General features: G+C 40.8%; 19 protein-coding genes and 1 tRNA gene. 19 read left to right on the top strand and 1 reads right to left on the bottom strand.

Annotated features, from left to right (window positions below):
- The first annotated feature begins 8 nt into the window (after positions 1-8).
- From queA to HMPREF3182_RS06700, 7 genes are all read left to right on the top strand, one after another.
- A complete protein-coding gene (gene queA, locus HMPREF3182_RS06730; protein ID WP_062486449.1) occupies positions 9-1,028 on the top strand; it encodes a tRNA preQ1(34) S-adenosylmethionine ribosyltransferase-isomerase QueA in 1,020 nt (339 codons plus the stop codon).
- A gap of 12 nt (positions 1,029-1,040) precedes the next feature.
- On the top strand, positions 1,041-2,147 hold the full coding sequence (gene tgt / locus HMPREF3182_RS06725; protein WP_062486448.1) for a tRNA guanosine(34) transglycosylase Tgt: 1,107 nt from the start codon (positions 1,041-1,043) through the stop codon (positions 2,145-2,147).
- Between the two features lie 181 nt (positions 2,148-2,328).
- The gene (yajC, locus tag HMPREF3182_RS06720) at positions 2,329-2,613 is read left to right on the top strand and encodes a preprotein translocase subunit YajC (RefSeq protein ID WP_062486445.1); all 285 of its coding nucleotides are present in this window, start codon (positions 2,329-2,331) and stop codon (positions 2,611-2,613) included.
- Positions 2,570-3,169 carry a 5-formyltetrahydrofolate cyclo-ligase gene (locus HMPREF3182_RS06715; RefSeq protein WP_180977848.1) on the top strand — a complete coding sequence of 200 codons (600 nt, stop codon included), beginning with the start codon at positions 2,570-2,572 and terminating at the stop codon, positions 3,167-3,169. The genes yajC and HMPREF3182_RS06715 overlap by 44 nt, the downstream gene beginning before the upstream one ends.
- Before the next feature lie 19 nt (positions 3,170-3,188).
- Positions 3,189-4,490 (top strand): protein translocase subunit SecD, encoded by a 1,302-nt coding sequence (gene secD / locus HMPREF3182_RS06710; RefSeq protein ID WP_007392539.1) that lies wholly within the window; start codon positions 3,189-3,191, stop codon positions 4,488-4,490.
- Complete coding sequence (gene secF / locus HMPREF3182_RS06705) at positions 4,487-5,449, top strand: protein translocase subunit SecF (RefSeq protein WP_007392500.1); 963 nt, start codon at positions 4,487-4,489, stop codon at positions 5,447-5,449. The genes secD and secF overlap by 4 nt, the downstream gene beginning before the upstream one ends.
- A gap of 92 nt (positions 5,450-5,541) precedes the next feature.
- Entirely contained in the window at positions 5,542-5,868 is a 327-nt protein-coding gene (locus tag HMPREF3182_RS06700; RefSeq protein ID WP_235808666.1) for a 7(1) septoil knot domain-containing protein, read from the top strand.
- A 47-nt stretch (positions 5,869-5,915) separates the two neighbouring features.
- Here the strand turns inward: HMPREF3182_RS06700 and HMPREF3182_RS06695 are convergent.
- Positions 5,916-5,992, bottom strand: a tRNA-Val gene (locus HMPREF3182_RS06695).
- A gap of 160 nt (positions 5,993-6,152) precedes the next feature.
- Between HMPREF3182_RS06695 and HMPREF3182_RS06690 the strand changes: the two genes are divergently transcribed.
- From HMPREF3182_RS06690 to HMPREF3182_RS06635, 12 genes are read left to right on the top strand one after another with little or no spacing between them, the layout of a single operon-like run.
- Entirely contained in the window at positions 6,153-7,322 is a 1,170-nt protein-coding gene (locus HMPREF3182_RS06690; protein WP_007392496.1) for a GspE/PulE family protein, read from the top strand.
- Positions 7,285-8,220, top strand: coding sequence for a type IV pilus twitching motility protein PilT (locus HMPREF3182_RS06685; protein WP_062486438.1), 936 nt, complete (start codon positions 7,285-7,287; stop codon positions 8,218-8,220). The genes HMPREF3182_RS06690 and HMPREF3182_RS06685 overlap by 38 nt, the downstream gene beginning before the upstream one ends.
- Positions 8,217-9,413, top strand: a complete 1,197-nt coding sequence (locus HMPREF3182_RS06680; RefSeq protein WP_007392504.1) for a type II secretion system F family protein — start codon at positions 8,217-8,219, stop codon at positions 9,411-9,413. The genes HMPREF3182_RS06685 and HMPREF3182_RS06680 overlap by 4 nt, the downstream gene beginning before the upstream one ends.
- A gap of 14 nt (positions 9,414-9,427) precedes the next feature.
- On the top strand, positions 9,428-9,826 hold the full coding sequence (locus HMPREF3182_RS06675; protein WP_007392535.1) for a competence type IV pilus major pilin ComGC: 399 nt from the start codon (positions 9,428-9,430) through the stop codon (positions 9,824-9,826).
- Positions 9,827-9,829: 3 nt separating this feature from the next.
- Positions 9,830-10,273, top strand: a complete 444-nt coding sequence (locus tag HMPREF3182_RS06670; RefSeq protein WP_036257473.1) for a prepilin peptidase — start codon at positions 9,830-9,832, stop codon at positions 10,271-10,273.
- Positions 10,231-10,698, top strand: coding sequence for a hypothetical protein (locus HMPREF3182_RS06665; RefSeq protein ID WP_072270837.1), 468 nt, complete (start codon positions 10,231-10,233; stop codon positions 10,696-10,698). Before HMPREF3182_RS06670 ends, HMPREF3182_RS06665 begins: the two co-directional genes overlap by 43 nt.
- Positions 10,691-11,044, top strand: a complete 354-nt coding sequence (locus HMPREF3182_RS06660) for a hypothetical protein (RefSeq protein ID WP_062486432.1) — start codon at positions 10,691-10,693, stop codon at positions 11,042-11,044. The genes HMPREF3182_RS06665 and HMPREF3182_RS06660 overlap by 8 nt, the downstream gene beginning before the upstream one ends.
- Positions 10,986-11,537, top strand: coding sequence for a hypothetical protein (locus HMPREF3182_RS06655; RefSeq protein WP_146024146.1), 552 nt, complete (start codon positions 10,986-10,988; stop codon positions 11,535-11,537). The genes HMPREF3182_RS06660 and HMPREF3182_RS06655 overlap by 59 nt, the downstream gene beginning before the upstream one ends.
- The gene (locus tag HMPREF3182_RS06650) at positions 11,519-11,980 is read left to right on the top strand and encodes a hypothetical protein (RefSeq protein ID WP_007392546.1); all 462 of its coding nucleotides are present in this window, start codon (positions 11,519-11,521) and stop codon (positions 11,978-11,980) included. The genes HMPREF3182_RS06655 and HMPREF3182_RS06650 overlap by 19 nt, the downstream gene beginning before the upstream one ends.
- Before the next feature lie 7 nt (positions 11,981-11,987).
- Positions 11,988-12,752, top strand: coding sequence for a hypothetical protein (locus tag HMPREF3182_RS06645; protein WP_062486429.1), 765 nt, complete (start codon positions 11,988-11,990; stop codon positions 12,750-12,752).
- Between the two features lie 6 nt (positions 12,753-12,758).
- A complete protein-coding gene (locus HMPREF3182_RS06640; RefSeq protein WP_007392557.1) occupies positions 12,759-13,316 on the top strand; it encodes a hypothetical protein in 558 nt (185 codons plus the stop codon).
- Positions 13,294-13,722 carry a hypothetical protein gene (locus HMPREF3182_RS06635; protein WP_007392551.1) on the top strand — a complete coding sequence of 143 codons (429 nt, stop codon included), beginning with the start codon at positions 13,294-13,296 and terminating at the stop codon, positions 13,720-13,722. Before HMPREF3182_RS06640 ends, HMPREF3182_RS06635 begins: the two co-directional genes overlap by 23 nt.
- Positions 13,723-13,866 lie beyond the last annotated feature (144 nt).

Genomic DNA, 13,866 nt, shown 5'->3' with positions numbered 1-13,866 from the left:
GTATTATTTTGAAATTAGTCGACTTTAATTATGAATTACCAGAAGAATTAATTGCACAACATCCAGTGGAACCACGAGATCATGCTCGTTTAATGATATATGATAAAGAAACGGGTGAGGTAGGGCATCGTCATTTTTATGATTTAGTGGATGAATTGAAACAAGGAGATGTGTTAGTATTTAATGATTCACGTGTTATTCCAGCCCGGTTACATGGGAAGAAAAAGGAAACGGGTGGTAAGGTGGAAGTACTTTTGTTAACGCCGCTCGGTGATGATCGCTGGGAAGTGTTGGTAAAACCTGGTAAAAAGGCCTTGCCGGGAACGGAAATTGTATTTTCATCGGCGTTGCGAGGTGTCGTAGAAGCACGAACTGATTTTGGTGGTCGTATTGTGCGTTTTATTTATGATGGGGTATTTGATGAGGTACTAGATGCGGTAGGAGAAATGCCGTTACCTCCTTATATTCATGAAAAACCAGATGATCCAGAGGATTATCAAACCGTATATGCCCGTGAGCGAGGCAGTGCGGCGGCGCCAACGGCAGGTTTGCATTTTACGGAAACGTTATTGCAAAAAATTCGAGATAAAGGCGTTAAAACGGTTTTTGTCACTTTGCATGTAGGGTTAGGGACATTTCGCCCCGTATCAGAAGAAACGATTGAAAATCATCGTATGCATAGTGAATTTTATAGTGTTACGCCAGAGGCAGCCGCTTGTATTAATATGGCTAAAAAAGAGGGGCGGCGAGTTATTGCCGTGGGAACGACTTCGATTAGAACATTAGAAAGTGCGGGAAAAAGTGGCGTAGTTCAAGCGGGTAGTGCATGGACGGATATTTTTATTTATCCTGGTTATACCTATCGAATTGCCGATGCCTTAGTAACGAATTTTCATTTACCTGAATCGACATTATTAATGCTTATTAGTGCACTTTCTACACGTGAAAAAATATTACATGCCTATGCCATTGCTGTGGCAGAACGGTACCGTTTTTTTAGCTTTGGCGATGCCATGTTTATTCGATAAGGAGGGACGACTTTGGTTATTACGTATGAATTACAAGCGGAATGTGATGGGGCCAGAGCCGGATTATTGCATACGACCCATGGTACGTTTAAAACACCGATGTTTATGCCTGTTGGCACACAAGCAACGGTTAAAACATTGACGCCCGAAGAATTATATGACATGGGAGCACAAGTTATTTTAAGTAATACGTATCATCTGTTTTTGCGACCAGGAGCGGATTTAATTAAAAAAGCTGGGGGGTTGCATGCATTTATGCATTGGCGACAACCGATATTGACGGATAGCGGTGGCTTTCAAGTATTTAGCTTAGGACAAATGCGGAAGATCACGGAAGAAGGCGTAACATTTCGTTCCCATTTAGATGGTTCGTCAAAATTTTTATCACCAGAAGTGTCGATGGATATACAGATGGATTTAAATTCTGATATTGCCATGGCTTTCGATGAGTGCATTCCGTATCCTTCGGATTATGAGTATACGAAGCAATCAACGGCGAGAACGACCAGATGGGCAAAACGGTGTGTTGAACATCATCGTAGCGATACGCAAGGATTGTTTGGTATCGTTCAAGGCGGTATGTACAAAGATTTACGCCAGCAGAGTTGTCAAGAATTAGTGGATCTTCCTTTTGATGGGTATGGTATTGGCGGCTTGAGTGTAGGTGAAGAAAAGGCACTCATGTATGAAGTGTTAGATTATACGACACCGTGTTTACCTAGGCATAAAGCTCGTTATTTAATGGGTGTTGGCACAGCTGATTGTTTGCTTGAAGGAGTGGCACGGGGAGTAGATATGTTTGATTGCGTATATCCTACAAGGGTAGCTCGGAATGGGATGGCTATGACGCATCAAGGGCGGTTAACCGTTCGCAATGCCGCGTATGCTGAAGATTTTCGTCCTATTGAAGACGGCTGTTCTTGTTATACTTGTCAACATTATACAAGATCGTATATTCGACATTTATTTAAGGCAGAAGAATTATTAGCCTATCGTTTAGTGAGTATTCATAATTTGCATTTTTTACTGCATTTTATGCAAGATATGCGTCAATCGATTATTAATGGAACTTTTCGTGAGTTTCGTCGCGATTTTTGGAAGCAATATCAAGATGTATGATTCTATTTATTGATTTTAGATAGTAAAACAGTGTATGATAGTAGTGTATAATGGGTAAGATGGTAGCTATTCAAACGTTTCTCCGTATGAGTTGATGCACTGCGGTGAGTATATGTACAGCGTATCTATTCATTATCTAGTATTATTTACGTTCGAATTTTATACGTAGGAGGTGAATCGTATGGAGATGCTTAGTCAGTTACAACAATTTTGGCCAATTATTATTATGATTGTTATTTTTTATTTCTTGTTGTGGCGTCCGCAGAAAAAGCAACAGCGTCGTCGTCAAGAAATGATGAATAGTCTTAAAGTCGGTACCAAGATAATGACAGCTGGAGGTATTTACGGAACGATTACAGGTATTCAAAAAGATGTTTTAGAACTTCGTATTGCCGATCAAGTGGTAATATCCGTTTCTCGTAATGCGATTAGTCAAGTATTTGGTACAGACGATGCAGTACAGTAAAGCACGGTTAAGAACGGATATAAAAGAACAGATAGCCAAGATAGCATGTGAAAAGATGAGCGCCGATAGTCAGCTGATTTGTCGGCGTTTGTGCTGTTTGTCAGCTTATCAAAAGGCACGGCGGATACTGTTCTTTTTGGCAACGAAGCAAGAGGTATGCATAGATACCGTACTTGTACATGCATTAGCAAATCAGAAAGAGGTTTATGTACCGCGTTGTCAAGCGGCAGGTAGTATGGAAGCGGTTCGACTGTATTCGTTAGAGGAAACCCGTATAGGTATGTATGGGATTCGAACGGTGTCAGACAAAAGACCGCCTCTAGCGACCGAAGCGTTAGATCTCATTATGGTACCAGCCTTGGCATTTGATGTAAAAGGGCATCGGTTAGGGCATGGTGGCGGTTATTATGATCGTTTTTTGGCACGGTCAGGACAGGCATTATGTATTGGTGTTGCTTGGGATTGTCAAGTGGTGGCACAGGTACCTATTGAACCATGGGATAGAGGTGTAAGTGCTATACTTACACCTACACGATTTTTAAAGATAACTATATAACCCAGAGGGGGGGACACTATTGCGAATTCGTAATATTATTAAATGCTTAATAGCAGTTGTGATTATATTGTGTGCCTTTTTTACGTTGGTATTTTCACCCATTCCGTCTATGCGACAAGGTTTGGTATTACCATTTGGTGTAGTTAAGCCATTTCCTGATTCTATTAAGCAAGGGCTGGATTTACAAGGTGGTACACATATTGTGTTGGAAGCGGAAGATACACCAGGGGCTCCTGTTACAGATGATTCAGTCAAACGAGCGGTTTCTATTGTTGAACGTCGTATTAATGAAATGGGATTAACCGAGCCATTAGTACAACAAGAAGGGGCAAAGCGTATTATTGTCGAATTGCCGGGTGAAAAGAATCCAGAAAAAGCCATTGAGACGATTGGGAAAACTGCCGTTATGGAATTTAAAGACGAAAGCGGTACAACTCAGCTTACGGGTAAGGATTTAAAAACGGCGAAAGAACAAATTGATAATGGTCATAAAAATGTAGTCGCTATCGAATTTACCGATCAAGGTGCGAAAAAATTTGCCGATTTAACTGCGGCTAATGTAGGACATCGTATTGCGATCTTACTTGATGGTAAAGTGCTTACCAATCCCGTTGTTAATGAAGCAATTACGGGGGGCAAAGCGGTTATTACTGGTAGTAATACGCTGGAAGAAGCAAAACGTTTAGCTATTTTACTTCGTTCGGGTGCCTTGCCAGTAAAATTGAAAGTGATGGAAGTGCGTACGATTGGGCCTAGTCTAGGGCAAGATTCAAAGATAAAGAGTGAACGTGCCTTTGCCATCGGGATTTTATTAATTATGCTTTTCCTGATTATTATTTATCGTATTGCTGGCATTGTTGCTAATTTAGCATTGCTCGTGTACGTGGTAATTTTATTAGGCGTGTTGAAATATTTGGAAGCAACGTTGACCTTGCCAGGCATTGCAGGTATTATCTTGTCGATGGGCTTTGCCGTGGATGCGAATATTTTGATTTTTGAACGGTTTAAGGAAGAAGTATTAGTCGGTAAAAGCTTGCGTTCTTCTATGGAAACGGGCTTTAAGCGTGCTTTTAGTACGATTTTAGATGCTAATGTTTCCGTTATGATTGCTGCTATCGTATTAATGTTAATGGGTTCAGGAACGGTTAAAGGCTTTGCCGTGAACTTAGCACTTGGCTTGATTGTTAGTATGTTTACAGCAATTGTGGTTAGCCGCTCGTTATTAACATGGTTTATTAATACTGGTCTTGTTTTAAATCCACGGTGGTATGGATTAAATAGACCGATACCAGCGCACTTAAAAAAGGGGGAACAAAAATGAGTTTTGAAATAGTCAAACATAGAAAATGGTGGTTCTCCCTATCTGCTATTCTGGTCATTTTAAGTCTTATTTCGATTTTTGTGCATGGTTTTAATTTTGGTATTGATTATACGGGCGGTACCATTTTAGATATGAAATTTAAACAAGCCGTTACGGTAGCGCAAGTACGGGATGTAGTAGATCGGTCTTCCTTGCATTTGGGGAATACAGTTATCCAGTTGTCGGGTGTTACAGATCAAAGTTCATCTAAAGAAGTTATGTTGAGGATGCGTAATTTGACGACTGATGAAAGTAAAGCGGTTGCACAAGAATTAAATGTAAAATTAGGTGGAGCTGAAGTAAAACGAACGGAATCGGTAGGGGCTGTTATTGGTTCAGAGGTTACTAAAAATGCTATCTTAAATTTAGCTGTTGCGTTTATTGCCTTAGCCCTTTATATTTCTTTTCGTTTTGAATATAAAATCGCTATTTCCGCTATTGTGTCAATATTACATGATTTGATTATGGTTTTAGGTGTGTTTTCGTTCTTTCATTTAGAAATAGATGCATCCTTTTTGGCCGCTATTTTAACGGTTATTGGATATTCTATGAACGAAGCGGTTGTTATTTTTGACCGGGTTCGCGAAAATACACGAACGCATCGTCGTACGGATTCATATGAAAAATTAGCACACGATAGCATTGCACAAAGTATTCATCGTAGTTTTTATACGTTGGCAACGGTATTATTTGCGTGTGGAGCCTTACATTTCTTTGGTGGAGAGTCGACAAAGAATTTTTCACTGGTTATGTTAATCGGCTTTATTAGTGGTGCCTATTCGTCTATTTGTGTGGATACATCTTTGTGGGTGGTATGGAAAAATCGTACGAATGGCGTACGTGGATCTCATGTTGCTCATAAAGTAGTAGAAGAAAAAGAAACAGATGAGTGGGAAGAATGGGAAGATATGGATGAATAAAAAAGAGCGAAACCATTTTGGTTTCGCTCTTTCTTGCTATACGTATAGTTTTTGGGTATACTGAAAATAAGGAATGAAAAGAGGTGGATTATGTGATAAAAAAGGTAGGTTTATTATTTTTTTTCCTATTGTGTTGCATTCCCTTTGTAAGTATGGCAAGTATGAATGTTTCGCCTGATGGGTATTGTAAGGGCATTCATTTGGTAGGAAAGGTAAAAGTAGTTCCTTATCATGGAGATTTACGGGTAAAAGTAGTGGGATCTTTTCCAGATTTGCGCGTACAGCGTGTACGGATCTTTCCAGAGGAAATTGGAGAATGGCAGTTTGTTGAGTATGGAGAGGATTTTACGATTCAATATGTAGAAATGTTTCCAGATATACGTATTCAATTTGTACGGAATTTTCCCGGTGTTGTGTAAATAGGGCAAAAAGAGCATTGTCAGTGACAATGCTCTTTTTTTTTGTGTGGTGGGCAGTAATGGATTCGAACCATCGACCCCCTCGATGTCAACGAGATACTCTAACCAACTGAGCTAACTGCCCATAAATAAGATTATTTATTTAGTATATAATACAGTGATTATACTGTCAAATATTTTTAATTTTTTAATAAGAAATAAATATATATATTAATAATGAAAGTTATATAAAGAATGGGGAAAATAGTAGTCTTTATGGTATGCTTTTTTTAGGAGGTGGCTATATGTTTTCGTCATTAGCAGGAATTGGGCAAGCCTCAGCAACACGTATTGTAGAGATGCTTTTACAACAAGCGATAGAAGTACATGCCAGTGATATTCATATTGAGCCGTTAGATGAAGCTGTACGGGTGCGGTTTCGGCGTGATGGCGTTCTGTTGACGGCTGCATCAATTCCGTTAGCGAAAGCGGACATGGTGACGGCACGGATTAAAGTGCTAGCTCGTATGGACATAGCGGATAAACGACGGCCCCAAGATGGACGGATCGTGTGGGATAGTCACGAAAAAACAGTGGATTTGCGTGTTAGTACGATGCCTACAGTGCGAGGTGAAAAGACGGTACTGCGGTTGTTAGATACAACACATGTAGAATTAAAATTGGAAACATTAGGAATAACGCCATCTGTTTGCCAAAGTATTCGTCAGATTGTATCTCAACATCGGGGGTTATTCCTTTTTAGTGGTCCCACGGGAAGTGGAAAAACGTCGACGTTGTATGCGGTATTACGAGAGTTACATAAGACGGAAGTGAGTATTGCTACCTTGGAAGATCCTGTTGAATATAAGGTGAATGGGATTTGTCAAAGTCAAATTCATGAAAAAGGGGGATTGGTATTTCAAAATGGTTTACGGGCGTTACTGCGGCAAGATCCGGATATTTTAGTGATTGGGGAAATTCGAGATGGCGAGACGGCAAATATTGCGGTGCGAGCCGCACTTACGGGGCATTTGGTATTATCTACGGTGCATACGGCATCGGCAGCGGAGGTGCCAGAGCGATTAATTGATATGGGTGTCGAACCTTATTTGGTTGCCGATGCTTTGTCGGGGATAACGTCACAGCGATTAGCAAGACGGATATGCCGACATTGTCGTGGTAAAGAAGAGTTGCGAAAAACGTGCACCGCCTGCTTTTCAACAGGCTATGAGGGTCGAATTTGTTTGTGCGAAATCATGCCAGTAAAGCAACAACTCCGCAAGTGTATTCGTCAAGGTGACGGTATGGATGAGATGGAAGCTGCAGCTATTACCGATGGGGCTGTGTTGATGAAAGAGGTGTTATTATATCATATTCAGAAGGGATATACAGATTGGCAGGAAATTCAACGCGTATATGATAATCGTGAGGTGAGTTATGGATATAGAAGAGTTAATCGCAACCGCCATTGTTGAAGGTGCTTCGGATATACATTTGCAAAGTGGGCAGGTTCCTTATATGCGAGTTCGTTTAAGTTTGCAAAAAATGAATGATACACCGATACAAGAAAAATGGTTACAACAATGGATGGCAAATCATAGGGATGGCTGGTCTTTTTCGTGGCAACAGGTACGCTGTCGGTGTCAAGTTTGTATGACTGAAAACGGGATGTATGGTGTTATTCGCTTGTTGTATCCGCTAGAGACATTGCCTGAGGATGAACAGCCTATAACGCTTGCTCACTTAAGTTGTGTAGGGGCAGGTTTGGTATTGATATGTGGACCTACTAGAAGTGGTAAAACTACTACGGTATGTCGGGTATTACAGGGGATTATGTCAAATAAGCCTTATCATATTATTACGTTGGAAGATCCCATTGAATATATACTTAAGGGAAAGAAAGCACTGATAACACAACGAGAAATAGGTAGGCATGTTAGCGATTTTGATACGGGCATTGTACAGTCGTTGCGGCAAGATCCAGATGTGCTGTTTATTGGTGAAATTCGCAATAGAGAAACGATGCGAGCGGCTATTATGGCCGCTGAAACAGGTATTACCGTATTTGCGACCATGCATTCACCCAGTGTGATGTTAGCGATTAATCGTGCGGTAGGGATGTTTGAAGGTAGTGAACAAGAAGAAATACGGCAACGATTAGCGGTAGTACTGAAAGCAGTGGTAGCACAAAAATTTATGGAAAAGGAGAATAAATTACATCTTCTACGCGAGCAATTATGGACTAATTCAGCGGTGGCCGCAGTTATTCGGAGTGGACAATTTTTCCGTTTGACATCGATCATGCAGACGGGGAGTGCATTTGGGATGGAAACCATGGAACAAGCGTTAAATCGTTATTGGAGAGAGGTATGAAAAAATTTGATGTGTACTTTGTGACTTCTGCAGGGAGAGCATCGGTTTGTCGTGTACAAGCCGTTGATAAAGAGGCTGTATATGAACTGAGTGAGCAATATCATTGGCAGGTGCAGCAAGTACAGGAAGTGATTTCTTTTTCACTGTGGCGTATAGCCATTCTTTCGCCCGGAACTTTACAAATCATGTTTTCGCAGTTGTCAGCATTAATGGACTCGGGCATTTCTGTTGTCCAGGCATGGGAAACGGTAAGCAAGGATATCGGTAACAAGCGGCAAAGACAGCGATTGTATCAAGTAGGTCAGCGGTTGCGGCAAGGCATATCGTTGACTCAGGCGATAAAAGCGTGTACAATTTTTCCCTCGTTGGTAGAGCATATGGTGAAAACCGGTGAAATGACGGGGCAATTGGAAACTATTTTCCGTATGTTAGGCGATCATTATCAAACGATGTTGAAACAACGGCAAGCATTGGTACAAGCCTTATGGTATCCGGGTTTTCTTTGCATTTGTTCTATCGGGGCGATGTTTATCGCTATATTTTTTCTATTGCCAATGGTAGAAGATGTCTGTGTCCAATTGGAAATGCCGTTGCCATTGATGACTCAACGAATACTAGGGATTGCTCATTTCTTGCACGCCTACATTCTATGGATCTTGTTGGGCTTTGTCGGGATTGGCGTGTTCGCTAGCGTGTATTTGCGAGCGGCACATCGACGGCAGCGGTTATTGTTAGCAGTGTGCCGGGTACAATGGATTCGCCACTGGTTGTGGATTTTTTGTTGGCAGCGGTGCAGTCAATTAACATCTTTACAATTGCACAGTGGGATTACGCTAGTAGAGGCATTGCGAGAGGCAGTGGCAGCGGTTCCGATAGGCTATTTCCGTAGCCACATATATTGGTTATGTCATAGATTAGAAAAAGGCGAATCCTTCAGTAAAGCTGTCGAACAAAGTCCCTTAGCCTTAGATTATGTTCGCATGATGTTGCAAATGGGTGAACATACAGGTGAATATGAACAAGCCTTACAAGGGATAGCAACGTATTATCATTGGCAATTACAACTTTTTATCACACGGATTAGACGCTTCTTAGGTCCTGTTGCCTTATTAGGAATGGGTGTGTTTATAGGAGGACTTATTGTCTGTTTTGTGATACCGATTTTAGATATGACGACACATGTAACGATGTAGAAAGGGGTATTAATATGACGTATTTTGGGTTAACAACGAAGCACGAAAACAAACGAGTTAGAAATGGGTTTACCTTATTGGAAATGTTGATTGTAGTGAGTATTATCATGGCTTTGGCTACGATTGCTGTACCGAAGTTTTCATCAGCGGGAAAAACGGCGAAAATAGCAAAAGTGCAAGCCGATATTCATACGATTAGCAATGCCGCCGCGTTGTATGAAATTGAAAATGGCACTTATCCAGCGAATGTAGCCGCATTAGTTAAGCCCGATAAGGGGGGGAAGGTATATTTACAAGGCGAACCGAAATTACCCGATGGCAGTGAATATACGATCGGGAAGGATGGTGTTGTGTCAGGAACTTATGCAAATAAAGTATATTCGACGGGAACGGCAACGCCTAAAAGCATGTAGGATATGATGGAACCGCTTTGGTTTTTAGGTGTAGCAGGCATTACGGCATGGATTTGTTATACCGATCTGAGGTATTATTGGATTCCTGATGGAGCCATTGTCGTACTAGTACTGTTACAGCTTGTGGCGTGGTATGAGCATCTAGCTGTTTATACACCTATAACGGTGCTTTTTATCAGTGTGTTTTTTGGTATGGTTTATTATGCGTATCCGCAAGGTCTGGGAACGGGGGATATTAAACTAGTTATCGTTTTATCCTTGGGCTGCTCCTTTTGGGAAGGGTTTGTTATGGTGTGGGTAGCCTTCTTTTTGGCCTTGCTCGTGTCAGTATGGCTGTGGTGGCGGCAAGGAGTGCGTATGATTCCGTTTGCCCCCTTTTTATGGAGTGGATGGTGGATTGCGAAATGCCTAGGAAATACAATTGGGGGTTGGATCGGTATAGGATAAAAAATGGGTATATTTTACTCATAGAATGCATGTTTGCATTGATTATTTTGCTCATGATTGTTTCGTTGGTTATGCCGTTGTATCATAAACAGCGGGCAGAAAATGATGCATATTTGTATGCACGCGTTTTGGCAATGCATTTTCAAATATCCCGTAATTATAATATGTCGTCACCACCGGGGCAAAAAAGTCGGTTTACCTTTGAGAAGGACGGGTATACGTTGTCAGATTGTTTCCCTACTTATAATGGGTATTATCCGTGTCCGCAAGGAATACATATTTATTGGCGTAATAGTAAAAAAGTGGTTTTTACTATGCGCGGACGCGTGTGGGGAACGGAAACGTTTGAACTTCAAGACGAACAGAATAAAGTACAAAAAAAGGTGGTAATTTCTTCACAGACGGGAAGGATTAGAATTGAGTAAACAAAATGGTTTTTTTTTACCTGATGCGATCATCGCAGCGTTTGTTTTTGTGTGTATGGCTGTTCCTGCCCTTATGGCGACATCTACATCGCTTAAAATTTATCGTGAAACAAGGCGGCAAGTGGAATTATTAGAAATAACAAGAACGATTTTGGAAGAATGGCGTAGTGGACAGCCGTATCAAGACGGGCAACATTTTCAGCGACAACAAGATAATCGCGTCTTTCTTGTGGTGTTACGGGAAAATGGCTGGCTGAATAAGAAAAAAAGGCAGGTTGAGGTGACCGATGAAGAAGGAAAGAAAGCATGTCTATGGTATACAGCGGTGTTGCCGCAAAAAATGTAACGGCTTTGTCTTGATGGAAATGATTGTGTTTTTTGTCATGGCCTTGTTTTTAACGGCAGCTATGCAAGTATGTGCCTTTCATATTCTTAAATCGGTTCAATATGGGGAGATGTTTGAAGAAATGCTACGACAACGCTTTTCGGTAGAAGATACATTGTATTCCGAAGTGCATCATAGTATTAAGCCTACAATCGGGCGAGATATGGTGAATTTGTTTGATGGTAAAAACGCGTGGCGTCTTTATTGTGGTGGCGGTATTATTTATCGGTGGTTACTTAATGATGAGATATTTGCTATGATGTCAGGCAATAAGGGACCCAATAGTTCATCGGCCGTGTATTTAACGTTACAAGAGAAGGAAAGTCGATATTTTTTCCCTTATAATAATGCCATGGAAGGCAAGGTGATTTATAGGGATAAGCGAGCACATATATATTGGCCGTACCGTTGGGTGATTACACCGTGGAGGATGGAATGGAAGGCATTAGAGTAAAGGGCAATGGTTTTTTAACATGGTATGCATTATGGTTAGGTTTTTTATTGGTCTTTTTATCGACTGGGACGACTTATTTGGCGATGCAATATTTAAAGCAAGTACCGTATAGAAAGATTTCCATGCAATTAGAATATGATGTATTTTCGTTGCTTTCTGATTGTATCGCCGAAATACAAGGGAAAGCTATTGGCGAAGATAAAACAGATTTTTTAGCTAGGCCTGTGCAAGAATGGAAAAAAGCACATCCGGAACAATTCATATATCGAGAGCATACATACCAAGATCCCCATTTTAATGGCTATCCTATTAAAGGGGAGATACATATTCGGCTTTATGACACGAAAAATCGTATTGGTAAAGCTGGCACGGTACAGACAGAAACTAGAAAAAATGAAGACGGTACGTTTCACACGGTAATTATATCTGTAGTTCGAAGGTGAGAAGAAAATGAAACGACATAAGATAATTATTTGGATTTCTACGGAAAACGTATATATTGTAGAGGTGCATCGGCGTTTTAATCGTTATCCCTTTGCCTATGAAGGAAGTACATATAAGCGACATTACCAAGAGGATGAATCGGAACAAGGATGGGAACGGTTAATGGCATCACTGGTACAAATATATCAATGGGAACAGTGTGATTTTTCAGTTGTCTTAAGTGGTCCGTCTTTACAGTGGAAAGAATCGTTTTTTCCCGTGTATACGCGTGCACAAGCGTTGGAGTTATGTTTATGTGAAATCGAAGAGGCTTGTGGCAATGTGGAGTTTGCCTATGATGTGACGCGTGTTGGGAAGATGAAAGAAAATGGTATGTATGCTTGGATTTGGAGTGCTTATCCGGAAGCACTTGTACGGATCGTGTATCACATGTTACAACGTGATAAAAATCGTGTACGCTCTATTGAGGCACTTCCTATGTATATTGCTCGTTGGCTTCCCGCAATTAGGGGAAATGCGTATGTAGGGGAAGGTAAGGTCATTCATCGTATCAACGTAAAAGAAGGTATACCCTATGGATATGATGTCATTGATGAGTTGCCCGTAAAGGGAAAAATTTATTTACAGTCGCAGGAAAAATCGTCAGAAGAAGCTTTTCTTCTTTGGCAAGATGAGAAAGAGGATGCATGGGAAATGAGTCCGTTTTTAGAGGTGTATGCACGTGGTTTTCAGTGGCATTTATCGTTGCTAACAGCGATTTTAACGGGGTAAACAGTAATGAAACAGAGAGTACAGCTTAATTTATTGCCTACGGATATCAAGCAACAGCGAAAACGGTTAGCGAGAAAACAATGGTGGTACATAGGGTGTGCATTGTCATTGTTTTGTTGGGGGAGCTGTATGGCTTATATGATGTATGCTACGGTTAGCATACGCACGATACAGCAACAATATAGTCAACAGGGAAAAAAGGTACAGATATCATGGCAAAAAGAAAAAGAGCGGCAAGCACGGTGGCAAGCATTTGTGGATGAACAGGAACAGGATGTGGATCTTGAGACGGATATCTCCCTATTGATTTCATTGGCTATGACGAAACCCAACGACATACGGTTTTTGTCTTGGCAACGGGAAGATAAGCGAATCTTAATTGGTGGTGAAGCGGAACAGCGGGAAGGGGTTTATAGGTGGCAAGAAAAGCTACAAATGGAACCGCGTATAGGTGCAGTATTAGTAAAAAAGGCCGACTCGGCTACCGCTGGGATGCAGCCATTTGAAATGTGGATACAACTAGAGAACAAGGAGGATGCCCATGGAGATGGAAAAGAGCGGTAAATGGTGGCTATATGCATTGCTTGGAGGTATGATAGTAATACACGGAGGATGCATATATTATACCCATCATCTTTATGACCAATTGCAGGCATGGAAGCATGTGCAAGCACAAGTACAAGATCAGACTCCTTTACGCATGGGTGTTTTTCCACCCGCATCACCGCAACATCTGGTTGAAACAGTAGAAGAAATAGCACAATCCCTACATATGAATATATTGCGTACGAATATAACGGATGATGGCACGACTTGTGAAATTGATGTGGAAAGTGATTTTTTTCAACTGTTATTGTATTTGGAAATGTTATCGGAACGATTATATACGACAGAAGTAAAATTATTGCGATTTGAAAGAAACGATATAGGTTCACAAGCAACGGTACAGATTTTAACTGAAAAGTCATAAAAGGAAATTTATGCACCATATGCATGGATTTCCTTTTTTTATAACAAAATGTCGGAATGGAGTATTTTTTGTCGTAATGGAGTAGACAAAAAAAGGATAGATTGATATGATACAAACATGATAATCGCTATCGAAAATGGGAGT

The sequence above is a fragment of the Megasphaera hutchinsoni genome, from assembly GCF_001553405.1.
Taxonomy (GTDB): domain Bacteria; phylum Bacillota; class Negativicutes; order Veillonellales; family Megasphaeraceae; genus Megasphaera; species Megasphaera hutchinsoni.
This window is presented reverse-complemented; position numbering and strand designations above follow the sequence as displayed.

Excerpts from the sequence above, each read along its gene's own strand:
- yajC (WP_062486445.1), top strand. The coding sequence starts at position 2,329 with ATGGAGATGCTTAGTCAGTTACAACAATTTTGGCCAATTATTATTATG.
- HMPREF3182_RS06715 (WP_180977848.1), top strand. The coding sequence starts at position 2,570 with ATGCGATTAGTCAAGTATTTGGTACAGACGATGCAGTACAGTAAAGCA.
- secF (WP_007392500.1), top strand. The coding sequence starts at position 4,487 with ATGAGTTTTGAAATAGTCAAACATAGAAAATGGTGGTTCTCCCTATCT.
- HMPREF3182_RS06690 (WP_007392496.1), top strand. The coding sequence starts at position 6,153 with ATGTTTTCGTCATTAGCAGGAATTGGGCAAGCCTCAGCAACACGTATT.
- HMPREF3182_RS06685 (WP_062486438.1), top strand. The coding sequence starts at position 7,285 with ATGGATATAGAAGAGTTAATCGCAACCGCCATTGTTGAAGGTGCTTCG.
- HMPREF3182_RS06680 (WP_007392504.1), top strand. The coding sequence starts at position 8,217 with ATGAAAAAATTTGATGTGTACTTTGTGACTTCTGCAGGGAGAGCATCG.
- HMPREF3182_RS06675 (WP_007392535.1), top strand. The coding sequence starts at position 9,428 with ATGACGTATTTTGGGTTAACAACGAAGCACGAAAACAAACGAGTTAGA.
- HMPREF3182_RS06670 (WP_036257473.1), top strand. The coding sequence starts at position 9,830 with ATGATGGAACCGCTTTGGTTTTTAGGTGTAGCAGGCATTACGGCATGG.
- HMPREF3182_RS06665 (WP_072270837.1), top strand. The coding sequence starts at position 10,231 with ATGCCTAGGAAATACAATTGGGGGTTGGATCGGTATAGGATAAAAAAT.
- HMPREF3182_RS06655 (WP_146024146.1), top strand. The coding sequence starts at position 10,986 with ATGAAGAAGGAAAGAAAGCATGTCTATGGTATACAGCGGTGTTGCCGC.
- HMPREF3182_RS06650 (WP_007392546.1), top strand. The coding sequence starts at position 11,519 with ATGGAAGGCATTAGAGTAAAGGGCAATGGTTTTTTAACATGGTATGCA.
- HMPREF3182_RS06645 (WP_062486429.1), top strand. The coding sequence starts at position 11,988 with ATGAAACGACATAAGATAATTATTTGGATTTCTACGGAAAACGTATAT.
- HMPREF3182_RS06640 (WP_007392557.1), top strand. The coding sequence starts at position 12,759 with ATGAAACAGAGAGTACAGCTTAATTTATTGCCTACGGATATCAAGCAA.
- HMPREF3182_RS06635 (WP_007392551.1), top strand. The coding sequence starts at position 13,294 with ATGGAGATGGAAAAGAGCGGTAAATGGTGGCTATATGCATTGCTTGGA.